Annotated in this window: 28 protein-coding genes and 1 other RNA gene; 21 read left to right on the top strand and 8 right to left on the bottom strand. The window is 55.0% G+C overall.

The features are described from left to right. Positions 1-50: 50 nt before the first annotated feature. Positions 51-365 carry an IS1 family transposase gene (locus IB144_RS05930; RefSeq protein WP_348294586.1) on the bottom strand — a complete coding sequence of 105 codons (315 nt, stop codon included), beginning with the start codon at positions 363-365 and terminating at the stop codon, positions 51-53. 255 nt (positions 366-620) lie between these two features. Between IB144_RS05930 and IB144_RS05935 the strand changes: the two genes are divergently transcribed. From IB144_RS05935 to IB144_RS05985, 11 genes are all read left to right on the top strand, one after another. Next, positions 621-1,187: a recombinase family protein gene (locus tag IB144_RS05935; protein ID WP_016529756.1), complete on the top strand. Its 567-nt coding sequence runs from the start codon at positions 621-623 to the stop codon at positions 1,185-1,187. A gap of 142 nt (positions 1,188-1,329) precedes the next feature. Continuing rightward, a complete protein-coding gene (locus tag IB144_RS05940) occupies positions 1,330-2,502 on the top strand; it encodes a phage tail sheath protein (protein ID WP_031591343.1) in 1,173 nt (390 codons plus the stop codon). A 9-nt stretch (positions 2,503-2,511) separates the two neighbouring features. Then, on the top strand, positions 2,512-3,027 hold the full coding sequence (locus IB144_RS05945) for a phage major tail tube protein (protein ID WP_001504081.1): 516 nt from the start codon (positions 2,512-2,514) through the stop codon (positions 3,025-3,027). 54 nt (positions 3,028-3,081) lie between these two features. Further along, a complete protein-coding gene (locus tag IB144_RS05950; protein ID WP_001281009.1) occupies positions 3,082-3,384 on the top strand; it encodes a phage tail assembly protein in 303 nt (100 codons plus the stop codon). 14 nt (positions 3,385-3,398) lie between these two features. Then, on the top strand, positions 3,399-3,518 hold the full coding sequence (locus tag IB144_RS05955) for a GpE family phage tail protein (RefSeq protein ID WP_000763311.1): 120 nt from the start codon (positions 3,399-3,401) through the stop codon (positions 3,516-3,518). Continuing rightward, entirely contained in the window at positions 3,511-6,588 is a 3,078-nt protein-coding gene (locus IB144_RS05960; protein WP_031591348.1) for a phage tail tape measure protein, read from the top strand. Before IB144_RS05955 ends, IB144_RS05960 begins: the two co-directional genes overlap by 8 nt. Next, on the top strand, positions 6,585-7,070 hold the full coding sequence (locus tag IB144_RS05965) for a phage tail protein (protein WP_016529761.1): 486 nt from the start codon (positions 6,585-6,587) through the stop codon (positions 7,068-7,070). The genes IB144_RS05960 and IB144_RS05965 overlap by 4 nt, the downstream gene beginning before the upstream one ends. Further along, the gene (locus IB144_RS05970; RefSeq protein WP_040149006.1) at positions 7,067-8,167 is read left to right on the top strand and encodes a phage late control D family protein; all 1,101 of its coding nucleotides are present in this window, start codon (positions 7,067-7,069) and stop codon (positions 8,165-8,167) included. The genes IB144_RS05965 and IB144_RS05970 overlap by 4 nt, the downstream gene beginning before the upstream one ends. A 90-nt stretch (positions 8,168-8,257) precedes the next feature. Further along, complete coding sequence (locus tag IB144_RS05975) at positions 8,258-8,476, top strand: ogr/Delta-like zinc finger family protein (protein WP_000972389.1); 219 nt, start codon at positions 8,258-8,260, stop codon at positions 8,474-8,476. Positions 8,477-8,737: 261 nt separating this feature from the next. Next, positions 8,738-8,911, top strand: a complete 174-nt coding sequence (locus IB144_RS05980) for a hypothetical protein (RefSeq protein ID WP_000380485.1) — start codon at positions 8,738-8,740, stop codon at positions 8,909-8,911. Next, positions 8,880-9,653 carry a reverse transcriptase family protein gene (locus tag IB144_RS05985; protein ID WP_040149007.1) on the top strand — a complete coding sequence of 258 codons (774 nt, stop codon included), beginning with the start codon at positions 8,880-8,882 and terminating at the stop codon, positions 9,651-9,653. The genes IB144_RS05980 and IB144_RS05985 overlap by 32 nt, the downstream gene beginning before the upstream one ends. A gap of 108 nt (positions 9,654-9,761) precedes the next feature. Here IB144_RS05985 and ssrA read toward each other — a convergent pair. Then, positions 9,762-10,124: a transfer-messenger RNA gene (gene ssrA / locus IB144_RS05990) on the bottom strand. A 144-nt stretch (positions 10,125-10,268) separates the two neighbouring features. Continuing rightward, entirely contained in the window at positions 10,269-10,751 is a 483-nt protein-coding gene (smpB, locus tag IB144_RS05995) for an SsrA-binding protein SmpB (RefSeq protein WP_002914164.1), read from the bottom strand. 149 nt (positions 10,752-10,900) lie between these two features. Between smpB and IB144_RS06000 the strand changes: the two genes are divergently transcribed. After that, entirely contained in the window at positions 10,901-11,338 is a 438-nt protein-coding gene (locus IB144_RS06000; RefSeq protein WP_004174798.1) for a type II toxin-antitoxin system RatA family toxin, read from the top strand. After that, complete coding sequence (locus IB144_RS06005) at positions 11,328-11,618, top strand: RnfH family protein (protein WP_004145682.1); 291 nt, start codon at positions 11,328-11,330, stop codon at positions 11,616-11,618. Before IB144_RS06000 ends, IB144_RS06005 begins: the two co-directional genes overlap by 11 nt. Before the next feature lie 66 nt (positions 11,619-11,684). Here IB144_RS06005 and bamE read toward each other — a convergent pair whose 3' ends face one another. The 3 genes from bamE to nadK all read right to left on the bottom strand — a co-directional run bounded on the left by bamE (position 11,685) and on the right by nadK (position 14,800). Then, entirely contained in the window at positions 11,685-12,026 is a 342-nt protein-coding gene (bamE, locus tag IB144_RS06010; RefSeq protein WP_002914160.1) for an outer membrane protein assembly factor BamE, read from the bottom strand. 147 nt (positions 12,027-12,173) lie between these two features. Continuing rightward, positions 12,174-13,835 carry a DNA repair protein RecN gene (gene recN, locus IB144_RS06015; protein WP_014907093.1) on the bottom strand — a complete coding sequence of 554 codons (1,662 nt, stop codon included), beginning with the start codon at positions 13,833-13,835 and terminating at the stop codon, positions 12,174-12,176. Between the two features lie 86 nt (positions 13,836-13,921). Further along, positions 13,922-14,800, bottom strand: a complete 879-nt coding sequence (nadK, locus tag IB144_RS06020) for an NAD(+) kinase (protein ID WP_002914158.1) — start codon at positions 14,798-14,800, stop codon at positions 13,922-13,924. Between the two features lie 124 nt (positions 14,801-14,924). On the opposite strand from nadK, the gene grpE reads away from it, so the two are divergent. After that, positions 14,925-15,515 (top strand): nucleotide exchange factor GrpE, encoded by a 591-nt coding sequence (gene grpE, locus IB144_RS06025; RefSeq protein ID WP_004174800.1) that lies wholly within the window; start codon positions 14,925-14,927, stop codon positions 15,513-15,515. 120 nt (positions 15,516-15,635) lie between these two features. Here grpE and IB144_RS06030 read toward each other — a convergent pair whose 3' ends face one another. Then, on the bottom strand, positions 15,636-16,922 hold the full coding sequence (locus IB144_RS06030; RefSeq protein ID WP_004149392.1) for an HlyC/CorC family transporter: 1,287 nt from the start codon (positions 16,920-16,922) through the stop codon (positions 15,636-15,638). Between the two features lie 19 nt (positions 16,923-16,941). Next, entirely contained in the window at positions 16,942-17,733 is a 792-nt protein-coding gene (locus IB144_RS06035) for an inner membrane protein YpjD (RefSeq protein ID WP_002914153.1), read from the bottom strand. A gap of 163 nt (positions 17,734-17,896) precedes the next feature. Between IB144_RS06035 and ffh the strand changes: the two genes are divergently transcribed. The 7 genes from ffh (at position 17,897) to IB144_RS06070 (ending at position 23,527) form a co-directional block, all read left to right on the top strand. Beyond that, positions 17,897-19,261 carry a signal recognition particle protein gene (gene ffh, locus IB144_RS06040; protein WP_002914152.1) on the top strand — a complete coding sequence of 455 codons (1,365 nt, stop codon included), beginning with the start codon at positions 17,897-17,899 and terminating at the stop codon, positions 19,259-19,261. Positions 19,262-19,520: 259 nt separating this feature from the next. Continuing rightward, complete coding sequence (rpsP, locus tag IB144_RS06045) at positions 19,521-19,769, top strand: 30S ribosomal protein S16 (RefSeq protein ID WP_002914149.1); 249 nt, start codon at positions 19,521-19,523, stop codon at positions 19,767-19,769. An 18-nt stretch (positions 19,770-19,787) separates the two neighbouring features. Further along, positions 19,788-20,336 carry a ribosome maturation factor RimM gene (gene rimM / locus IB144_RS06050; RefSeq protein ID WP_004150977.1) on the top strand — a complete coding sequence of 183 codons (549 nt, stop codon included), beginning with the start codon at positions 19,788-19,790 and terminating at the stop codon, positions 20,334-20,336. 31 nt (positions 20,337-20,367) lie between these two features. Continuing rightward, entirely contained in the window at positions 20,368-21,135 is a 768-nt protein-coding gene (gene trmD / locus IB144_RS06055) for a tRNA (guanosine(37)-N1)-methyltransferase TrmD (RefSeq protein WP_002914147.1), read from the top strand. A 39-nt stretch (positions 21,136-21,174) separates the two neighbouring features. Continuing rightward, the gene (rplS, locus tag IB144_RS06060) at positions 21,175-21,522 is read left to right on the top strand and encodes a 50S ribosomal protein L19 (RefSeq protein WP_002914145.1); all 348 of its coding nucleotides are present in this window, start codon (positions 21,175-21,177) and stop codon (positions 21,520-21,522) included. Positions 21,523-21,641: 119 nt separating this feature from the next. Further along, positions 21,642-22,100, top strand: a complete 459-nt coding sequence (locus tag IB144_RS06065; RefSeq protein WP_032418474.1) for a DUF2946 domain-containing protein — start codon at positions 21,642-21,644, stop codon at positions 22,098-22,100. Positions 22,101-22,156: 56 nt separating this feature from the next. Next, positions 22,157-23,527 carry a PepSY-associated TM helix domain-containing protein gene (locus IB144_RS06070; protein WP_032418476.1) on the top strand — a complete coding sequence of 457 codons (1,371 nt, stop codon included), beginning with the start codon at positions 22,157-22,159 and terminating at the stop codon, positions 23,525-23,527. Positions 23,528-23,535: the final 8 nt, after the last annotated feature.

The raw sequence follows: 23,535 nt of genomic DNA on the forward strand, positions 1-23,535 counted from the left end.
CTCCAACTTTCTGATAGTGTTTTATGTTCAGATAATGCCCGATGACTTTGTCATGCAGCTCCACCGATTTTGAGAACGACAGTGACTTCCTGCCTCAGATTCAGGTTATGCCGCTCAATGCGCTGCGTATATCGCTTGCTGATAACGTGCAGTTCTCCCTTCAGGCGTGGTTCATAAAGCGGCCAGCCATCCCTCATCCATACCACGACCTCAAAGGCCGACAGCAGGCCCAGATGACGCTCCAGCGTGGCCATCGTGCGTTCACCGAATACGTGCACCACAACTGTCCTCCGTATCCTGTCATACGCGTAAAACAACCAGCGCTGGCGTGATTTAGCGCCGACGTAACCCCACTGTTCGTCCATTTCCGCGCAAACAATGACGTCACTGCCCGGTTGTATGCGTGAGTTTACCGACTGCGGCTTGGAGTTATTTCATCGACAAAACCACCGACAATAGCGAAAACCGCCTGTGGATGATGGGCAACATGGGGAGGGTTCTGAGGAGTTATCTTGCGATGCGCTATAGGTTTGCCCCATCCCTCCCAAACCAACGTTTATGAAAATGCAGAGATAATGGCTAACTGGCATCATCCACGGTTTTTATTCAGGGGATTGATCATGCTTATTGGCTATGTACGCGTGTCAACAAATGACCAGAACACCGATTTGCAACGTAATGCACTGAACTGCGCGGGATGTGAGCGGATTTTTGAGGATAAAATCAGTGGCACAAAGTCCGACAGACCGGGGCTTAAAAAACTGCTCAGGACACTATCGGCAGGAGACACTCTGGTTGTCTGGAAGCTGGACAGGTTGGGGCGCAGTATGCGGCATCTTGTTACGCTGATAGAAGAGTTGCGTCAGCGTGGCGTGAATTTCCGAAGCCTGACTGACAGTATTGATACCAGCACCCCAATGGGCCGTTTCTTTTTTCATGTCATGGGGGTCCTGGCTGAAATGGAACGCGAACTGATAGTTGAACGTACCATGGCAGGGCTGGCTGCAGCTCGTGCCAAAGGCAGAGTAGGTGGACGCCGTCCTAAGTTGACCACCGAACAGTGGGCACAGATTGGGCGTTTACTCGAGGCCGGAGAATCAAGACAGCGTATTGCACTGATTTTTGATGTAGGCGTTTCTACCATTTATAGAAAATTTCCGGCAAATAAGAGCAATGAATCCCCCTGAATCAGCATTATTTTGATTATCCCTGCAAGTAGACAAATACCGTCATTTTGTGTGAATAACGACACAACCGCGCTTAGCTGTTTGTCAGGCACAATCACTTCAACATAGGGCGAAGCCTAATCCAATCAGGAGGTTCGCCACTATGGCTCAGGATTACCACCACGGGGTGCGCGTTGTTGAAGTCAACGAAGGCGCCCGATCCATTACCACGGTGAGCACCGCCATCGTGGGCATGGTCTGCACGGGCGATGATGCCGATGCAAAAATGTTTCCCCTTAATAAACCCGTGCTGATCACTGATGTGCTTACCGCCAGTGGTAAAGCGGGTGAGTCCGGCACACTGGCCCGTTCGCTGGATGCCATCGCTGACCAGGCAAAACCCGTGACCATTGTTGTGCGTGTGCCGCAGGGTGAAACGGAAGAAGAAACCACGACCAATATCATCGGCGCAGTGACTGCTGAAGGTAAAAAAACAGGCATGAAAGCCCTGTTATCTGCCCAGTCACAGCTCGGCGTTAAACCGCGCATTCTCGGCGTGCCAGGCCACGACACCAAGGCGGTAGCGACTGAGTTGCTGAGCGTGGCGCAAAGCCTGCGTGGGTTTGCTTACCTGTCAGCGTATGGCTGCAAGACGGTACAGGAGGCGATCACTTACCGTGAAAACTTCAGACAGCGCGAAGGGATGCTGATCTGGCCTGACTTTACTGGCTGGGACACGGTGCTGAATGCCGAAGCAACGGCATATGCCACCGCCCGTGCGCTTGGTCTGCGCGCCAAAATTGACGAGCAGACCGGATGGCACAAAAGCCTGTCCAACGTGGGCGTTAACGGTGTCACCGGAATTTCTGCTGATGTGTTCTGGGATCTGCAGGACCCGGCAACAGATGCGGGACTGCTTAACCAGAACGACGTCACCACGCTTGTGCGCAAGGACGGTTTCCGCTTCTGGGGTTCCCGCTGTCTGAGTGATGATCCGCTCTTTGCCTTCGAAAACTACACCCGCACAGCGCAGGTACTGATGGACACAATGGCAGAAGCGCACATGTGGGCGGTGGACAAACCGCTGAGCCCGTCGCTGGCCCGCGACATTATCGAAGGTATCCGCGCCAAAATGCGCAGCCTGGTCAGTCAGGGCTATCTCATTGGTGGTGATTGCTGGCTGGATGAGTCGGTGAACGACAAAGATACTCTGAAAGCCGGGAAGCTCACCATCGACTACGACTACACGCCAGTGCCGCCACTTGAAAACCTGATGCTGCGTCAGCGCATCACCGATCAGTACCTGGTGAATTTCTCCAGCCAGGTCAGCGCGTAAGGGGATAACATGGCTTTACCACGCAAATTAAAACACCTGAACCTGTTTAACGACGGGAACAACTGGCAGGGGATAGTTGAGTCGCTGACGCTGCCGAAATTCACCCGCAAATATGAGAAGTATCGCGGCGGCGGAATGCCGGGGGCGGTGGATGTGGATCTGGGGCTTGATGACAGTGCTCTGGACACAGAATTTTCCATTGGTGGTACTGAACTGCTGCTGTTTAAGCAGATGGGCAAATCCACGGTGGATGGCATCCAACTGCGCTTTACCGGCTCTATCCAGCGTGACGATACCGGGGAAGTGCAGGCCGTGGAGCTTGTCGTGCGTGGGCGTCACAAAGAAGTGGATTCCGGCGAGTGGAAGACGGGCGAAAGCAACACCACCAAAGTGACCAGTACCAACAGCTACGCGAAGCTGACCATCAATGGTGAGGTGCTCTATGAAGTGGACCTTATCAACATGGTGGAAATTGTGGACGGTGTGGACCTGATGGAAGCGCACCGCAACGCCCTCGGCCTCTGATGTATCTGAACGGCGCGGAATGCCGCGCCAGGACCCAATTTACAGGACAGCAAAATGAGCGATAAGCAGACTGAAAAGACCATTCAACTGGATACCCCCATCAAGCGTGGTAAAACTGAAATCACCGAAATTGTGCTGCGTAAACCGCAGTCCGGTGCGCTGCGCGGTACACGCCTGCAGGCCATTATGGATATGGATGTGAACGCGATGATGACCGTGATCCCCCGCATCTCCAGCCCGGCACTGACCGCACAGGAAATTGCAGAGATGGACCCGGCAGATCTCACTGCCATGTCGGTTGAGGTTGTCACTTTTTTGTTGAAGAAGTCGGTGCTTGCCGGTTTACCGACAGCCTGACGGTTGACGATCTGGTGGCAGATATCGCCACCATTTTTCACTGGCCGCCATCCGTTACTGACGTTATGCCGCTGACAGAAGTGCTGGAATGGCGGTATAAAGCGATTCAGAGAAGCGGGGCCAACGATGAGTGATAATAACCTGCGCCTGCAGGTCATTCTTAATGCGGTTGACAAACTCACCCGCCCATTCCGTGCTGCACAGGCCAGTTCGAAAGAGCTGGCTGGCGCAATCAGAAACTCCCGTGACGCATTAAAGCAACTCAATCAGGCGGGTAACAGCCTGGAAAAATTTCGCAAGCTGCAGGCCGATAACAAAAGGTTAGGCGACAGGCTGAACTATGCCAGACAGAAGGCAAATTTGCTTAGTTCTGAGGTGGAAGCGATGGAACAACCATCACAACGGCACCTTGTGGCTTTAGGTCGGCAAACGCTGGCAGTCCAACGCCTGGAAGAACAACAAAAATATTTGCAGAAGCAAACGGCGCTTGTGCGTGCAGAACTGTATCGGGCGGGAATTTCTGCGAACGATGATGCGGGAGCAACTGCCCGTTTAGCCCGTGAAACATCACGTTATAACCAGGAATTGTCGAAACAGGAGGCGCGGCTGAAGCGACTGGGGGAAGCTCAGCGCAGGATGAATGCGGCGCGTGCCAGTTATGCCCGTTCGCTGGAGGTGCGTGATCGTATTGCAGGAGCCGGAGCCACCACCACGGCTGCAGGGCTGGCAATGGGGACACCAGTGATGGCGGCAGTAAAAAGCTATACCAGCATGGAAGATGCCATGAAAGGTGTGGCAAAGCAGGTCAATGGTCTGCGTGACGATAATGGCAACCGCACTGCACGTTTTTATGAAATGCAGGATGCCATCAAGGCTGCCAGCGAACAGTTGCCGATGGAAAACGGTGCGGTGGACTTCGCTGCACTGGTTGAAGGTGGTGCGCGTATGAACGTCGCAAACCCTGACGACAGCTGGGAAGACCAGAAACGTGACCTGCTGGCCTTCGCCAGTACGGCGGCAAAGGCGGCAACAGCCTTTGAGCTGCCAGCGGATGAACTGTCAGAAAGTCTGGGGAAAATCGCCCAGCTCTACAAAATACCTACCCGCAATATTGAACAGCTCGGCGATGCGCTGAACTATCTGGATGATAACGCCATGTCGAAAGGGGCGGACATCATTGATGTCATGCAACGTCTGGGCGGTGTGGCTGACCGTCTGGATTATCGTAAAGCGGCGGCACTGGGTTCCACCTTTCTGACACTGGGCGCTGCGCCGGAGGTTGCAGCCAGTGCAGCAAACGCGATGGTGCGTGAATTGTCCATTGCCACCATGCAAAGCAAGAGTTTCTTTGAAGGGATGAATCTGCTGAAACTCAATCCTGAAGTGATTGAAAAGCAGATGACGAAGGATGCGATGGGAACTATCCAGCGTGTGCTGGAGAAGGTGAACGCACTGCCGCAGGACAAGCGTCTGTCTGCCATGACCATGTTGTTTGGTAAAGAGTTTGGTGATGACGCGGCGAAACTGGCAAACAACCTGCCGGAACTGCAGCGCCAGCTAAAACTGACAGCGGGCAATGATGCGCTCGGTTCCATGCAGAAAGAATCCGACATCAACAAGGACTCACTTTCTGCTCAGTGGTTGCTGGTTAAAACCGGAGCGCAGAACACCTTCAGCAGCCTGGGCGAAACGCTGCGCCAGCCGCTGATGGATATTCTGTACACGGTGAAAAGCATTACGGGGGCGTTGCGCCGCTGGGTGGAAGCTAACCCGGAACTGACAGGCACACTGATGAAAGTAGCGGCTGTTGTGGCTGCGGTTACCGTAGGCCTCGGCACCTTAGCGGTGGCGCTGGCTGCAGTGCTGGGGCCGCTGGCAGTGATCCGTCTGGGATTCTCTGTGCTGGGTATCAAAACGTTACCTTCCGTTACGGCAGCAGTAACTCGAACCAGCAGCGCGTTGTCTTGGCTGGCTGGCGCTCCACTGGCACTGCTGCGACGCGGGCTTGCTTCATCGGGCAACGCAGCGGGTTTACTTACTGCGCCGTTGTCGTCTTTGCACCGCACGGCATCACTGACGGGAAATGTCCTGAAAACTGTAGCAGGTGCGCCGGTTGCACTGTTGCGGTCTGGATTATCCGGTTTACGTGCGGTTGCTGTGATGTTTATGAATCCACTGGCAGCACTACGCGGCGGGCTGGCTGCCACAGGCACGGTGCTGCGAGTACTGGCATCTGGTCCACTGGCGATGTTGCGCGTTGCCCTGTATGCCGTATCTGGTCTGTTAGGTGCTCTGCTCAGTCCGATAGGTCTTGTGGTTACTGCACTGGCGGGTGTGGCACTGGTTGTCTGGAAATACTGGCAACCCATCACCGCATTTCTCGGTGGCGTGGTGGAAGGATTCAAAGCGGCGGCAGGTCCCATCAGTGCAGCGTTCGAACCGCTTAAGCCTGTGTTCCAGTGGATTGGCGACAAAGTGCAGGCGCTGTGGGGCTGGTTTACTGATCTGCTGACGCCCGTTAAGTCGACCTCTGCCGAACTGCAGAGTGCAGCGGCAATGGGGCGGAGATTCGGGGAGGCACTGGCGGAAGGGCTGAATATGGTCATGCATCCGCTGGACTCCCTGAAATCTGGCGTTTCATGGTTGCTGGAGAAACTCGGCATTGTCAGTAAAGAGGCTGCAAAGGCGAAACTGCCGGAAAGAGTGACGCGTCAGCAACCTGCGACGGTGAATGCAGACGGTAAAGTGATGATGCCATCGGGTGGTTTTCCGTCATGGGGATATGGCTTTGCGGGGATGTATGACAGCGGCGGCTATATCCCGCGCGGGCAGTTTGGCATCGTCGGTGAAAACGGGCCGGAAATTGTTAACGGCCCGGCAAATGTGACCAGCCGGAGAAATACAGCTGCACTGGCTGCCGTTGTTGCCGGAATGATGGGTGTTGCTGCCGCGCCTGCAGAGCTTCCACCGTTGCATCCGTTGGCACTTCCCGCGAAAGGCGGCGAAGCGATGTTGAGTCGTGCAGCCACTGTGCCGCCCGTTCAACGGATTGAGGCACCGACGCAGATCATCATTCAGACGCAGCCAGGACAAAGTGCGCAGGATATTGCGCGGGAGGTGGCCCGCCAGCTTGATGAACGTGAACGCAGGCTGAAGGCAAAAGCCAGGAGTAACTACAGCGATCAGGGGGGATACGACGCATGATGATGGTGCTGGGATTATACGTGTTTATGCTGCGCACCGTGCCGTATCAGGAGCTGCAGTATCAGCGCAGCTGGCGACATGCGGCTAACAGCCGGGTTAACCGACGCCCGTCAACGCAGTTTCTGGGACCGGATAACGACATGCTGACGCTTTCTGGCGTTCTTATGCCGGAAATAACAGGCGGCAGGCTGTCGTTGTTGGCACTGGAGCAGATGGCAGAACAGGGGAAAGCATGGCCCCTGATTGAAGGCAGCGGCACGATTTACGGCATGTATGTGATTGAGGGACTGAATCAGACTAAAACGGAGTTTTTCCGCGACGGTATGCCGCGCAGGATTGAGTTCACCCTGTCGCTAAAACGCGTGGATGAATCCCTGTCCGATATGTTCGGTGATCTCAGTGCGCAACTGAATAATCTGCAGGGAACGGAAACATCTGCCTTAAGCGATATCAGTAAAACGGTGGGAGGGCTGCTGTCGTGAATTTCAGCTCTGAACTGCTTAACAAAGGCAACAAAACTCCGGCATTCAGCATCAGTATTGAAGGCAGGGATATCACCACTGTGCTGGACAACCGCCTGATGGGGCTGACGCTGACGGATAACCGGGGATTTGAAGCGGACCAGCTTGATCTGGAGCTGGACGACGCCGATGGAAAAATCGTGCTGCCGCGCCGTGGTGCGGTCATTACGCTGGCGCTGGGCTGGAAGGGGCAGCCGCTTTTCCCGAAAGGGGCATTCACGGTGGACGAGATTGAACACACTGGCGCACCGGACCGCCTGACTATCCGGGCGCGAAGTGCTGATTTTCGGGAAACCCTGAATACCCGCCGTGAAAAATCGTGGCATAACACCACCATCGGGGAAGTGGTGAAGGAAATAGCCGCGCGGCACAAGCTGAAGATGGCACTGGGTAAAGAGCTGTCGGATAAGCCCGTGGAGCATATAGACCAGACTAATGAGAGTGACGGCAGTTTTCTGATGCGACTGGCGCGACAGTACGGTGCCATCGCGTCGGTGAAAAATGGCAATCTGTTATTCATCCGGCAGGGGCAGGGCAAAAGCGCCACTGGTAAACCACTGCCAGTGATCACTATCACACGCAAGGACGGCGACAGTCATCGCTTTACCTTGGCAGATCGCGGAGCCTACACGGGCGTAATTGCCAGCTGGTTGCATACCCGTGAACCTGCGAAGAAAGAAAGCACCACGGTGAAGCGTAAGCGCAGAACTAAGAAGCAGAAGAAAGAGCCGGAAGCGAAGCAGGGCGATTACCTGGTGGGTACGGATGAAAACGTGCTGGTACTTAATCGCACTTATGCCAACCGGAGCAACGCCGAACGAGCGGCGAAAATGCAGTGGGAACGCCTGCAACGCGGCGTTGCGTCCTTCTCGCTACAACTGGCGGAAGGGCGGGCAGATCTCTACACGGAAATGCCAGTGAAAGTCAGTGGCTTTAAACAGCCGATAGATGATGCGGAATGGACTATTACCACCCTGACGCATACTGTCAGCCCGGATAACGGTTTTACGACCAGTCTGGAGCTTGACGTGAAGATTGATGATTTAGAAATGGAATGATTCTTCGCAATGGAGAACTTTTAAGTTTTCAAAATGGAATAATTCGGTATCATTATTGTGAATTTAGCAAAAATGGGGAGAACTCGAAAAATGATGATTTGCCCACTGTGTGGAAGTGCCGCCCATACTCGCAGCAGTTTTCAGGTATCTTCATTGACCAAAGAGCGTTACAACCAGTGCCAGAACATTAACTGCAGCCATACTTTTGTTACCCATGAAACTTTTGTTCGTTCGATTGCAACACCAAAAGAGTCAAATCCGGTTCAGCCGCATCCTCATAAATTTAAACAGGTGGGTTTGCCGATTTAAATGGCGACATAACTACATGATTTAAAACTATACTTTTCTATAAGTTGAGGTTAAATTAACAATGCCTGACGTTAGCGGGGATTTATCCCCACTCCGTAGATATGTAGTTTGTCGCTTTGCGACTGCGGACCGATTACCTGATTGCCATGTAATCGGACGCCGACTTGTTAAGCTTTCTGGGCTAACTGGTTGTTATTTTTTATTTAGTTAGGGCCATGCGCTTGCGCTAAGAGACGTCAGGTATCTATGGAGGAACAAGTTATGGATACAAACGAACTTGGCTTAGTTAAGGCGCGTGTTGAACTGATCACCGCTATGCTCAAATGCGCAACCGCGTTTGTTGGCTTAGTTGGTGCGGTTTACGCCGTTCTTAACATGGCCTTCAACTACAACAATTTAACTCATGACAATAGAAGTTCAAAGGTGGGAAGATAAATTTGAGATTAAGCCCGGGGTTTGGGTTTATGTCCCAAGCGTTGAGGCACGTAAAGTCGGAGGGAAGATACTTCAGGCTGTCAGAAACAAGTGGATTCCGCCACTCTATTTTTACCATCTAAGAACTGGTGGGCATCTTAAAGCTGCCAGATTACACTTAAAAAGTGATTTTTTTGCCGTTGTTGATATTAAACAATTTTTTCAGTCAACGAGCCGTAGTCGTATCACCCGTGATCTAAAGAGCTACTTCACCTATTCTCAAGCGCGGGAAATCTCAACATTTTCAACTGTAAGAAACTTGTCCCATAGTCCACATAAGCATGTCCTCCCTTTTGGTTTTGTTCAATCTCCAATACTTGCAACCCTCTGCTTAGATAAAAGTTATTTTGGTAGCTTACTACGCCGATTGAACAAACATCATGATCTCAAGCTAAGTGTGTTTATGGATGATGTGATCATCTCGTCAAACGATTTGGCCCAATTACAAGCGGCTTACGACGAAGCACTAGTGGCAATGCGTAAATCTGGTTATCAAGCCAACATGAGTAAAACTCAGGTACCATCGTCAAAGATTAGCGTGTTTAATTTAACTTTGAGTAAGGGAGTTATGAAAGTCACATCTCAGAAAATGAGTGACTTCCTGATTGATTTCTATTCAAGCAATTATGAGCCGCACAGAATAGGGGTCAAAAACTACGTCGAAGCTGTTAATCCAGGGCAAGCGAAACTCTTTAAGTTGTAATTGCGATCGCATGTAGTAGGAACTGGGCTTGACTGAATGCCTGCCGCCATTTTGCCGCCACTACCAAAGAAAAAGGGGCTACGCTTTCACGTAACCCCTTGATTTATTTGGTGGAGCTGGCGGGAGTTGAACCCGCGTCCGAAATTCCTACATCCTCGGCACTACATGCTTAGTCAGTCTTTACATTCGCTTGCCAGCTGCGGACAGACACGCCACTAACAAACTAGCCTGATTAGATTTAACGCTTCAACCCCAGGCAGGGCATCCACGCGATCTCTTTTGGGTTTGACCTCTCTTTGATCCCCGTCTTAAGAGCGGAAGCTAGGGAGAGAGGGCTCAGAGCAGGTTATTAAGCTGCTAAAGCGTAGTTTTCGTCGTTTGCGACTATTTTTTGCGGCTTTTTACGAGGCCAACCGCCCCTCGGCATGCACCTTGGGTTTCGCAAATCCCGTCGAATCCAGAATCAGCCCCAATGTGTAGGTCAAGTATAACAGATTTGTGAATGTCGTTACCAGCCCCATCACGCAGGATTATTTCAGCAGGGTGGACGAAAAAGCAGCATCAACAAGGATATAGCGTAAGGGCCAGCGAGAGCTGGCCCTCGGGGAGGGGAAATTAACGTCCGGCGTGCTTCATAATACGCGCCTTATCCAGCGCCCATTCACGATCTTTCAGGTCGGTACGCTTGTCGTGCTGTTTCTTACCTTTGGCGACGCCGATTTTCACTTTGCACCAGGCGTTCTTCCAGTACAGCGACAGGGCGACGACGGTGTAACCTTCGCGGTTAATGCGGCCGTACAGCGTGTCGAGTTCGCGCTGGTTGAGCAGCAGCTTACGGGTGCGCGTCGGGTCGCAGACATAGTGGGTGGAAGCCACGGCCATAGGCGTAAAGTTGGCGCCGAACAGGAAGGCCTCGCCATCCTTCAGGATGACATAGCTATCGCCGATGTTGGCTTTGCCTGCACGCAGGGATTTGACCTCCCAGCCCTGCAGGGCGAGACCAGCCTCGTATTCATCTTCGATAAAGTATTCGTGACGGGCGCGTTTATTCAGCGCAATGGTGGCTGATCCAGGTTTGTGGGCTTTTTTCTTAGTCATAATGTCCTGAAGTCATCGTCTTATACACAGTTACCTCGATCGCATCCTGCGAGGTGTACTGCGCATCTTAGCACGAGTTGCGGCACAGCGTTTTTTTTAGCAGCAGATAAATGATATTATTTGCACTGTGTTTAAATGTGGAACCTGCTATGCCTCAGATTAGCCGTACTGCGCTGGTGCCTTTCAGCGCGGAACAGATGTATCAACTGGTAAACGATGTGAAGTCCTATCCTGATTTTCTGCCAGGCTGCACCGGTAGCCGCGTGCTGGAATTGGGGCCGACGCAAATGACGGCGGCGGTTGATGTGTCCAAAGCCGGCATCAGTAAGACCTTCACCACACGCAATACACTGACCAGCAACCAGAGCATTTTGATGAGCCTGGTGGATGGCCCGTTCAAGAAGCTGATTGGCGGCTGGAAGTTTATTCCGCTGAGCCCCGAGGCCTGCAAAATCGAATTCCATCTCGATTTCGAGTTTACTAATAAACTGATTGAGATGGCTTTTGGCCGGATCTTCAAAGAGCTGGCCGCTAACATGGTGCAGGCGTTCACTTCGCGCGCCAAAGAGGTTTACAGTGCCGGCTAATATTCGTGTTGAAGTCGCCTACGCGCTGCCTGAAAAGCAGTATCTGCAGCGGGTCACCCTGGACGAGGGGGCGACGGTCGAGCAGGCGATTATCGCCAGCGGTCTGCTGGCGCTGCGTGATGACATCGATCTGGCGAAAAACAAGCTGGGTATCTACAGTCGTCCGGTAAAGCTGCATGACGAAGTTCACGACGGCGACCGGGTGGAAATCTATCGTCCGCTGATCGCAGACCCGAAAGAGCTGCGTCGCCAGCGGGCAGAGAAAAGCGCCGCAAAGTAACCTGCAGCAGACCGGCTATCAGCCATAAAAAAAGCGCTCACCGAGCGCTTTTTGCTTTTCCGGGCCTTACTGACTGGTCAGCGCAGGCTTGTTATCAATGTTAGTCAACACACCGCCGCTGTTGAAGGTCAGGGTCAGGGTCTGCTGAGTCACTTTCTGGTGGCCCGGCTCCTGACGGAAGACATAGAACCAGGTATTGGTGCCGAACGGATCCGTCATCATTGGCGTCCCCAGAGCATAAGCTACCTGCTGTTGCGTCATACCGACACGAATTTTTGCTACATCGTTTGGTGCCAGATAGTTACCCTGGTTGATGTCAGGACGGTAAACCACTCGTTCCAGAGTGGAACAGCCTGCGGTCAACATAAGAAGAACCGCTGCGGCAGCAGTCAGCGTTTTACAGCGCATAGTGATTTGATTCCTTTTTGGGCCCGAGCAGTACGTGGCTCATCTGTAATATGCCGATAATAATAGACCTTCGCGCCGTTGGAAACCTCCGGCTGCAGGTCAGCAGGCAATTTGCTGTTCACTATGACCCTGTGAAAATCAAAAAGTTTACGCTGCAAGCAACTCTTTCGCGTTCGCCAGGGTGTTGCGCGTGACTTCGCTGCCGCCCAGCAGACGGGCCAGCTCCTGCAAGCGAGCACGTTTATCCAGCGGCTGCATATGGGTTTCGGTCATCTCGCCATCGGTCTCTTTGCAGACAAAGAAATGATGGTGGCCGCAGCCTGCGACCTGCGGCAGGTGGGTCACGCACATCACCTGCGTGGACTCGCCCAGCTGGCGCAGCAGCTTGCCGACCACGGCGGCGGTGGGGCCGCTGATACCGACGTCCACTTCGTCGAAAATCAGCGCCGGGGTTTCCATTTTACGCGCGGTGATCACCTGAATCGCCAGCGCAATGCGCGACAGTTCGCCCCCGGAGGCCACTTTGGCGATTGGCTGCAGCGGCTGACCTGGGTTAGTGGTGACGCGGAACTCAATATGGTCGGCGCCGTCGGCGGTGAGATGGCGTTCATCGAACGCGACCTCAATCGCGAAGACCCCGTGCGGCATCGAAAGTGAGTGCATACTCTCAGTGATAAGCTGGGTCAGCTCGTCGGCGCTGGCCTGGCGCAGGACATGCAGCTGGCGCGCGGTCTCCAGCGCCAGCTGATGATGTTCGACCACCTGCTGGCTGAGGGATTCCAGCGAGCCGGCGCTGTCGTCCAGCAGGCGCTGCTCTTCCAGCATCGCCTGATAAACCGCCGGCAGCTCTTCCGGCATCACCTGATGTTTACGCGCCAGCGCGATTTGTCGGGAAATCCGTTGCTCAAGTTCAAACAGACGGTTCGGATCGAGATCCAGACGGTCATGGTAGTGGCGCAACTCGTCGCTGGCCTCGCTGAGCTGAATGGCCGCCTCTTCCAGCATATCCAGGACGCCGGAAAGCTTGCTGTCCATGCCCACCAGCTCGCTGACCAGCTGCTTCGCGGTATAAAGCTGGCTCTGCAGATTGGCCTCTTCGCCGTCCGCCAGTACCGTAAGGGCGTGCTGGCAGGTGCTGAGCAGCTGGCCGCTGTTGGCCAGGCGCTTGTACTCTTCGTCAATCTGCTCGAATTCTCCCGGCAGCGGGTTAAATTCGTTCAGCTCTTTAAGCTGATACTGCAGCAGATCGGCGCGGGCGGCGCGCTCCTGGCTCTGCTGCTGATGCTGGGCCAACTCGCGGCAGCTCTGGTGCCACTGGCGATAGTGCTCGGCCATACGCTGAGTAAGCGCATACTCACCGGTATAGCCGTCGAGCAGCGTTTTTTGGTGTTCGGGTTTGGTCAGCAGCTGGTGGGCATGCTGGCCGTGGATCTGGATCAGCAGCTGGCCCAGCTCGCGCAGCTGCGAGAGCGGGACGGCGGTGCCGTTGATGAAGCCGCGCGAGCGGCCGTCGGCGCTGATCACCCGGCGAAGCAAACACTCACGCCCGCTCTCCAGCTGATTCTCTTCCAGCCAGCGCTGGGCGGCAGGGGTATCTTTCAGCGCGAAGCGCGCGCACAGGTCGGCACGGGTGGCGCCGCGACGCACCATGTCGGCTTCCGCTCTGCCGCCGAGGCACAGCCCCAGCGCGTCGATGGCAATGGATTTCCCGGCGCCGGTTTCCCCGGTGATGGCGGTCATGCCGCTGTGGAAATCAATTTCCAGTTCACGAACGATAGCAAAATTACTGATGGTGAGTTGCGCCAACATAGCTGCCTTCCTGTATGAAAAACCAATACTGTGTTTTCGTACAGTATAGACTGGTTTTTTATCCAGTAAAGAGGCAGCCGTGAAAATCAGAACAATTTTTTCGACCAGCCGAGCTTGGTGCTTAATGTATTGAAATAGCTGTAATCTTTAGGGTGAATCAGATTGAGGTGATAATCACAGCGGCGAATGAGGACATCTTCGCCATCCTGGATCGGCAGGGCAATCTGGCTGTCGCAGCTGATCTCCAGATCGCTGCAGCGGTGAGAGAAGCGCAGGCGGATGGTGCTGTCGCCGTTGATCACCAGCGGTCGCGCTGAAAGGGTGTGCGGAAACATCGGCACCAGGGTGATGGCGTCCAGCGACGGCGTAAGGATTGGGCCGCCGGCCGACAGCGAATAGGCGGTGGAGCCGGTAGGAGTGGAGATAATCAGGCCATCGGATCGCTGAGAGAACGCAAAGACTTCGTCGATATAGACTTCGAACTCAATCATATGCGCCACTTTGCCGGGGTGCAGCACCACTTCGTTGATGGCGGTGCTGATACGTTTCTGGCAATCCTGCTGACACACCTGGGCCTCCAGCAGAAAGCGTTTCTCGGCGATGTAGTGGCCTTCCAGCACGTCGGCGAGCTGCTGCAGGGCGTTGTCCGGGTCAAGGTCGGTGAGAAAGCCGAGGTTGCCGCGGTTAATGCCGATGACGTTAATGTCGTAACGGGCCAGGGTCCGCGCCGCGCCGAGCATATTGCCGTCGCCGCCCACCACCACCGCGAGATCGGCCTGTTGGCCAATCTCCGCCAGCGTGCCGGTTTTCACGTTGCTGAGCTGAAGTTCATGGGCGATCTGCTGTTCAACCAGCACTTCATACCCTTTGCTGCACAGCCAGCGCCAGAGCATTTCATGTGTGGTCAGGGCGGTGGGGTGACGAGGATGTCCCACAATGCCGATACACTTGAAATGGTTCTTCATGATCTGGATGTCCTTGCGTTAAATGAAATAGTGACAATCTGTCCGCTTCCCTTGAAACCCGGAAACTGATCCCCATAATAAGCGAAGTTAGCGAGATGAATGCGAAAAAAACGCGGAGAAATTCATGAGTAGTAAAGAACAGAAAACGCCTGAGGGGCAAGCCCCGGAAGAAATTATCACGGAGCAGCACGACGACGTTGAGGCGGTAGAGCCTGAAGTTTCGGCTGAGCAGGTGGATCCGCGCGATGAAAAAATTGCGAATCTGGAAGCCCAGCTGGCTGAAGCGCAGAAACGTGAACGTGAAGTGATGCTGCGTGCCAAAGCCGACGAAGATAACCTGCGTCGTCGTACCGAGCAGGATATCGAGAAAGCGCACAAATTCGCGCTGGAAAAATTCGTCAATGAACTGCTGCCGGTGATCGACAGCCTGGACCGCGCGCTGGAAGTGGCTGACAAGGCTAACCCGGAGCTGGCGCCGATGGTGGAGGGGATCGAACTGACCCTGAAATCTATGCTGGACGTAGTGCGTAAGTTCGGCGTGGAAGTGATCGCCGACACCAACGTTCCGCTGGATCCGAACGTCCACCAGGCCATTGCGATGGTCGAGTCTGAAGATGTGGCGGCGGGCAACGTGCTGGCCGTGATGCAGAAAGGTTATACCCTGAACGGCCGTACTATTCGCGCCGCGATGGTGACGGTAGCGAAAGCGAAATAACGCTTGCTGCCTTGGTCAACGGCTGCCTGCGGGCGGCCGTTTTTTGTGTCATCGCTGCTGGCGCGAGATAAAAAAAACGGCGGGCCGCAGCCCACCGTGATATTAATTCCTTCGCTCGCGCTACTCCGCGACGCTCTCGCGTAATGATTTCACCGGCATCACTTTCACCTGTTTGATCATGTTGTCCTGCACGTCGAGGATATCTATATCGTACTGCTCAATGCGCACGCGGGTGCCCGGGACCGGGATCTCTTCCAGCGCTTCGAGGATAATACCGTTGACGGTGCGCGCTTCATCTTCCGGCAGGTGCCAGTTAAACGCTTTGTTGATTTCGCGAACGTTGGCGCTGCCGTCGATAATCACCGTGCCGTCGTTAAGCGGGGTCACTTCCTCCGCCAGGGTGGGTGACATGGAGGTGGTGAAGTCGCCGACAATCTCTTCAAGAATATCTTCGACGGTGACCAGCCCCTGAATATCGCCGTATTCATCGACCACCAGACCGACTTTCTTTTTATTGCGCTGAAATTTCACCAGCTGGGTGCTGAGCGGCGTGCCTTCCGGCACAAAGTAGATCTCATCTGCCGCCCGCAGCATGATCTCTTTTGTGAACTCTTTCTTCTCCGTCATCAGACGGTAGGCTTCGCGAACGCGCAGCATGCTGATGGCATCGTCCAGCGAATCGCGGTAGAGCACGATGCGGCCATGCGGGGAGTGGGTCAGCTGGCGGACGATAGATTTCCAGTCATCATTGATGTCGATGCCGACAATCTCATTGCGCGGCACCATGATGTCGTTAACGCTGACCTTCTCCAGGTCCAGCACCGACAGCAGCATATCCTGATTACGTCGTGAGATTTGTGAACGGGATTCATTCACAATCGTGCGCAGTTCATCTTTGCTCAGGGCGCTGCTGATGACGGTATCGGTGCGGATGCCCATCATGCGCATCAGTATGCGGGTGATGGTATTCAGCAGCCACACCAGCGGCATCATCAGCACCTGCAGGGGCGCCAACAGGAAGCTGCTGGGGTAGGCAACCTTTTCCGGATAGAGGGCGGCGATGGTCTTCGGCAGCACTTCGGCAAATACCAGCACCACAAAGGTAAGTACGCCGGTGGCGATCGCGACGCCGGCGTCGCCGTACAGGCGCATGCCGACGATGGTGCCCAGCGCCGAAGCGAGAATGTTGACAAGGTTATTGCCGATCAGCACAAGGCTAATCAGGCGGTCCGGCTTGCGCAGCAGCTTCTCCACGCGCTTCGCGGGGCGGTTGCCTTGTTTCGCCATGTGGCGCAACCGGTAGCGGTTCAGCGTCATCATGCCGGTTTCGGAACCGGAGAAATAGGCAGAGATAATCACCATGACGATCAGCGTTATGATCAGCGTGGTGGTGGAGATATGTTCCACGTAGGATTCCTTAAAAGACTTAGCTCACGAACTGCTGCAGCACGCGGCTACCAAAATAGGCCAGCGTCAGCAGACCGGCGCCAGCGACGCTGAACCAGACCACACGACGTCCGCGCCACCCTTCATGATAGTGCCCCCACAGCAGGACGATATAGACGAACCACGCAATAATCGACAGCACCGCTTTATCGATATTTTCGCTGCTGAACAGATTGTGCATGTAGAACAGGCCGCTGCACAGCGTCAGGGTCAGCAGCACCACGCCGACCTGGGTGATGTGGAACATTTTGCGCTCAATGCTCATCAGCGGCGGCATTTCGCTGCTGAAGGCCAGCTTTTTATTCTTGAGCTGGTAGTCGATCCACGCCAGCTGCAGCGCATACAGCGCGGCAATGATCAGCGTGGCGTACGAGAAGAGCGACAGGCCGATATGCACCAGCATCCCCGGGGTGGTTTCCAGGTGGGTGATATATTCGTTAGGCACGAAAGTGGCGAAGGCCAGGTTGATCAGCGCGAAGGCATAGACGATAGGCAGCAGCAGCCAGCCGCGATTGCGCGAGGCCACGATAGTCATCACCGTACAGATCATCAGGCTGACCAGCGACCCGACGTTCAGTAAGCTGAGATTTTGCCCGCTCTCGCCGCCGGGGAATATCCGTGCTTCCAGCGCAAAAGCATGGCAGATCAAGGCGATAGTTGCAGATAAAATCGCCATTCGCCGCCAGCTGCTGTTTTTTTGCAGCAAGCCGGGGATAATCAGCGCGAGGCTGACGGAGTAGGCGACAAGGGCGAGTAGAGCAAAAACAGGCATAGGTGTCGGCTGTTGGCTAAATAAGAAAGAGAAGCAGTATAACGTTAGCAGGCCTCTGCTCCAACCGTTGCAGCACATTCAGATTGATGTCGTGTTATACTCCGCCACATTCGTTTTGTGTGTCGCTGCGGCGACCGACCGTTTCCACCTCAGGCGAGAGACAATGTTTGATAATTTAACCGATCGTTTGTCGCGTACGCTGCGCAACATTAGCGGCCGCGGACGCCTTACAGAAGACAATATTAAAGACACCCTGCGCGAAGTGCGCATGGCGCTGCTGGAAGCGGACGTTGCGCTTCCGGTGGTCCGTGATTTCATCAGCCGCGTCAAAGAGAGCGCGGTCGGCCATGAAGTCAATAAAAGCCTGACCCCGGGTCAGGAGTTCGTCAAAATCGTCCGCAACGAGCTGGTGGCGGCGATGGGCGAAGAGAACCAGACGCTCGACCTGGCCGCGCAGCCGCCGGCCGTGGTGCTAATGGCGGGCCTGCAAGGTGCTGGTAAAACCACCAGCGTCGGTAAGCTGGGGAAATTCCTGCGCGAGAAGCACAAGAAGAAAGTGCTGGTCGTTTCCGCGGACGTTTACCGCCCGGCGGCGATCAAGCAGCTGGAAACCCTGGCCGAGCAGGTCGGCGTCGATTTCTTCCCGTCTGATGTCGGGCAGAAGCCGGTTGATATCGTCAACGCGGCGCTGAAAGAAGCGAAACTCAAATTCTACGACGTGCTGCTGGTGGATACCGCCGGTCGTCTGCACGTTGACGAAGCGATGATGGACGAAATCAAGCACGTCCACGCCGCCATTAACCCGGTTGAAACCCTGTTCGTCGTCGATGCGATGACCGGTCAGGATGCGGCGAATACCGCGAAGGCCTTTAACGAAGCGCTGCCGCTGACCGGCGTGGTGCTGACCAAAGTGGACGGCGACGCCCGCGGCGGCGCGGCGCTGTCGATTCGCCATATTACCGGCAAGCCGATTAAATTCCTCGGCGTCGGCGAGAAAACCGAAGCGCTGGAGCCGTTCCATCCGGACCGCGTCGCTTCCCGTATCCTCGGCATGGGCGACGTGCTGTCGCTGATCGAAGATATCGAGAGCAAGGTTGACCGCGCGCAGGCCGAGAAGCTGGCCTCCAAGCTGAAGAAAGGCGACGGTTTCGACCTCACCGACTTCCTTGAGCAGCTGCGCCAGATGAAAAACATGGGCGGCATGGCCAGCCTGATGGGCAAGCTGCCGGGCATGGGGCAGATCCCGGACAACGTGAAAGCGCAGATGGACGACAAAGTGCTGGTGCGTATGGAAGCGATCATCAACTCGATGACCCTGAAAGAGCGCGCTAAGCCGGAAATCATCAAAGGTTCGCGTAAGCGCCGTATCGCCGCCGGCTGCGGCATGCAGGTGCAGGATGTGAACCGTCTGCTCAAGCAGTTCGACGACATGCAGCGCATGATGAAGAAGATGAAGTCGAAAGGCGGCATGATGAAGATGATGCGCGGGATGAAAGGGATGATGCCGCCAGGCTTCCCGGGTCGTTAAAAACAAGGGCATAAGGCTATCTTGTTTGCCATTTTAGCGCCGGGGTGTGCTCGCCATCCTCACGTACTACCTGTACGTTACAGTGGTTGCGCACACGCTGGTACTAAACTGGCTGCACCGCCGACGGCCTTTTACAGCAGACTTATCAACTGCTGATTGCATTTTCCCCAGAAATCAGTAAAATTTTCGGGCTTTTAATATGACACCGGGCTCCGTTCCTCGATGGGGCCCGGTTGTTTTATTCACACAAGAGGATGTTATGGTAACTATTCGTTTAGCACGTCACGGCGCTAAAAAGCGTCCGTTCTACCAGGTTGTTGTCACCGACAGCCGTAATGCACGCAACGGTCGCTTCATCGAGCGCGTTGGTTTCTTCAACCCGATCGCTAACGGTGCGGAAGAAGAAACTCGCCTGGATCTGGATCGTATCGCTCACTGGGTTGGCCAGGGCGCTACTGTTTCCGATCGCGTTGCCGCGCTGATCAAAGCCGCTAACAAAGCAGCTTAATCTGTCACGGTGGTCATGATGAGCAAGCAACACACCGCGCAAGCACCTGTTGATCCGATCGTATTGGGGAAAATGGGTTCTTCCTACGGTATCCGTGGTTGGCTCAGAGTGTTTTCCTCCACCGAAGACGCCGAAAGCATTTTTGACTATCAGCCCTGGTTAATCCAGAAGGCGGGTCAGTGGCAGGTCGTTGAGCTGGAAAGCTGGCGCCACCACAATCAGGACATCATCATCAAGCTGAAAGGCGTTGACGATCGTGATGCCGCGAATCTACTGACTAATTGCGAAATTATCGTGGATTCATCGCAGTTGCCGGAGCTGGAAGAGGGTGACTACTACTGGAAAGACCTGATGGGCTGCCAGGTAGTTACGACGGAAGGCTATAGCCTCGGTAAAGTCATCGATATGATGGAAACCGGGTCGAATGACGTGCTCGTCATCAAGGCAAACCTGAAAGATGCATTTGGTATCAAGGAGCGGTTGGTTCCGTTCCTCGATGGGCAGGTTATCAAGAAAGTCGATCTCACTACGCGTACTATCGAAGTAGATTGGGATCCTGGTTTTTAAATTCTCCGGATAAACGGTAAAAGACGGCGCTATGTGGATTGGCATAATTAGCCTGTTTCCTGAAATGTTCCGCGCAATTACCGATTACGGGGTAACTGGCCGGGCAGTAAAAAATGGCCTGCTGAGCATCGAAAGCTGGAGTCCTCGCGACTTCACGCATGACCGGCACCGTACCGTGGACGATCGTCCTTACGGCGGCGGACCGGGGATGCTAATGATGGTGCAACCCTTACGGGATGCCATTCATGCAGCAAAAGCCGCGGCAGGTGAAGGCGCGAAGGTGATTTATCTGTCACCTCAGGGACGCAAGCTTGATCAAGCGGGCGTCAGCGAACTGGCAACGAATCAGAAACTGATTCTGGTGTGCGGTCGCTACGAAGGGATAGACGAGCGCGTAATCCAAACCGAAATTGACGAAGAATGGTCAATCGGCGATTACGTTCTCAGCGGTGGTGAGTTACCGGCAATGACGCTGATTGACTCCGTTTCCCGGTTCATTCCGGGAGTACTGGGCCATGAAGCATCGGCAACGGAAGATTCCTTTGCTGATGGGTTGCTGGATTGCCCCCACTATACCCGTCCTGAAGTGTTAGAGGAGATGGAAGTACCGCCAGTATTGCTGTCGGGAAACCATGCTGAGATACGTCGCTGGCGTCTGAAGCAGTCGCTGGGCCGCACCTGGCTTAGAAGACCTGAACTTCTGGAAAACCTGGCTCTGACTGAAGAGCAAGCAAAGCTGCTGGCGGAGTTCAAAACTGAACACGCGCAACAGCAGCATAAACATGATGGGCAGGCGTGAGCCCCCAATATCAGTTTACCCAGGATAAGAGATTAAATTATGAGCAACATTATTAAGCAACTTGAACAAGAACAGATGAAGCAGGACGTACCTTCCTTCCGTCCGGGTGATACCGTGGAAGTGAAAGTATGGGTTGTTGAAGGTTCCAAAAAACGTCTGCAGGCATTCGAGGGCGTGGTTATCGCTATTCGTAACCGCGGTCTGCACTCTGCATTCACTGTTCGCAAAATTTCCAACGGCGAAGGCGTTGAGCGTGTCTTCCAGACTCACTCTCCGGTAGTTGACAGCATTGCTGTTAAACGTCGTGGTGCTGTACGTAAAGCTAAACTGTACTACCTGCGTGAGCGCACTGGTAAGTCTGCTCGTATCAAAGAGCGTCTTAACTAAGATTCGCTTTCGCGACATCCTGATAGAAAGGGCTGGCCAGATGGCTGGCCCTTTTTTTATCTTTGTTGTAACCATCGTGATGTAAATCATTTACAATACGCCCTCTATACGGAGGGGCGGTGGTCAGCAACAGTTTTCAGCAAACGACACCTAAACGGCGAGCCGCCTGGCTGGCGCTGTTGGCGATCCTGCTGATCGTGGTGGCCCCCCTGATCTCCGTCTCCCTGCAAAAAGACCCCATGAGCGCCATGCCCGGCATGCACCACGCCATGATGATGGATAGCTCGTCCGCGAGCATGGCGCAGATGCCCGGGCACAAGATGGCAATGATGCACAGCACAGACGGCGCTAAGCATACCGGACACGAAATGCCGCTGGACCATGCCGAAGCGTGTGGCTATTGCGTGCTGTTAGCCCATGTCCCGGGGCTCCTTTTCGCGCTGGCGCTGTTCGTCGCCATGCTCCTGCGGCGCATTCGCCTGCCGGTTTCTCGCCCGGTATTAAAGCACTGGCACTACTTTCCCTGGCTCTACCCCGAAACCCGCGCCCCGCCGCGGTTGTCTGCTTTTTCCCTTTAATAAAAATCAATCTGCGCACCGCGCAACGACCTCTTTTGCTTTAAAAAAGGAAAAGTATGACAACCTGCACCTCGCGCGCGGCATGGCTGAACCTGCTGCGTCGCCTCCATTTCTATATTGGTCTGTTTATCGGACCGTTTATCTGTGTCGCTGCCCTGACCGGCACGCTGTACGTGGCGACGCCGCAGCTGGAAAACTGGCTCTATCACGACGCGCTGCATGGCCTTGCCGAGGGGACTCCGCAGCCGCTCAGCGCCCAGATTGCGGTGGCCGAAGAAGCGACCCAGGGCAATCTGCGGCTGCTGGCGGTGCGTCCGGCGCCTGCGTTGGGCGAGACCACGCGCATTATGTTTGCCGATCCGGGTCTCGGAGAGTCGGAATCCCGGGCTATTTTTGTCGATCCGATCGCGCTGCGGGTGAAGGGCGATATGACGGTCTACGGCACCAGCGGCATCCTGCCGCTGCGCCAGTGGATTGATTATGCGCATCGCTCTCTGCTGCTGGGCGACAGCGGGAGGTTATACAGCGAACTGGCCGCCTCCTGGATGTGGGTGGCCGCGCTCGGAGGCATTGCCCTGTGGGCGATGACGCGTCCAAAACGGCGGCTGAATAACGCCCTGCAGAACCATCGTCGGCTGCACGTGACGCTGGGCTGGGGCCTACTGGTGGGTATGCTGCTCTTCTCCGCCACCGGCCTGACCTGGTCGCAATGGGCCGGCGGCAATGTGGACAAAATGCGGGCAGCGTTCGGCTGGCTGACGCCGCAGGTCAATACCCAGCTGCATGGCGAGATGCCGATGACGCACGATCCCCACGCCGGACATCATATGGATGCGATGGCCATGGCCCAGCATCAGCCGGCGCTGCAGCAGGCCCAGTTTGACCAGGCGCTGGCGGCGGCCCGTCAGGCGGGGCTGAACGCCAGCCGGCTGGAGATCCGTCCGCCAGTGTCAGACGACCGCGCCTGGACGGTGAATGAGATCGACCGTCGCTGGCCGACGCAGGTGGACGCGGTGGCGATCGATGGCGCCACGATGCAGGTGGTGGATCGCACGCGTTTTGCCGACTTTCCGCTGATGGCGAAGCTCACCCGCTGGGGCGTCGATTTCCATATGGGGATCCTCTTTGGTCTGGCGAATCAGCTGCTGCTGGTGGGATTTGGCTGCGCGCTGTGCGTTACCATCGGGGTGGGGTACCGGTTATGGTGGATCCGCCGTCCGCCTCAGGCCGCCTGGGATCCGGCGCATTCGCTGCTGCAGGCGTGGCTGTCGCTCGCCTGGCCTGCCCGAAGCCTGGTGCTTGGGCTGGCGTTTGCCCTTGGATTGGCCATGCCGTTAATGGGAGCCAGCCTGTTGCTGTTCATTGCCGTTGACTACCTGCGCTGGCGCGCGGCAACGGCAATGAGGATGATGAAGTCCAGCGACTAAGTGAAGAC

The organism is Klebsiella sp. K4 (assembly GCF_014596785.2).
In the GTDB taxonomy this organism is placed as follows: domain Bacteria; phylum Pseudomonadota; class Gammaproteobacteria; order Enterobacterales; family Enterobacteriaceae; genus Klebsiella; species Klebsiella pneumoniae.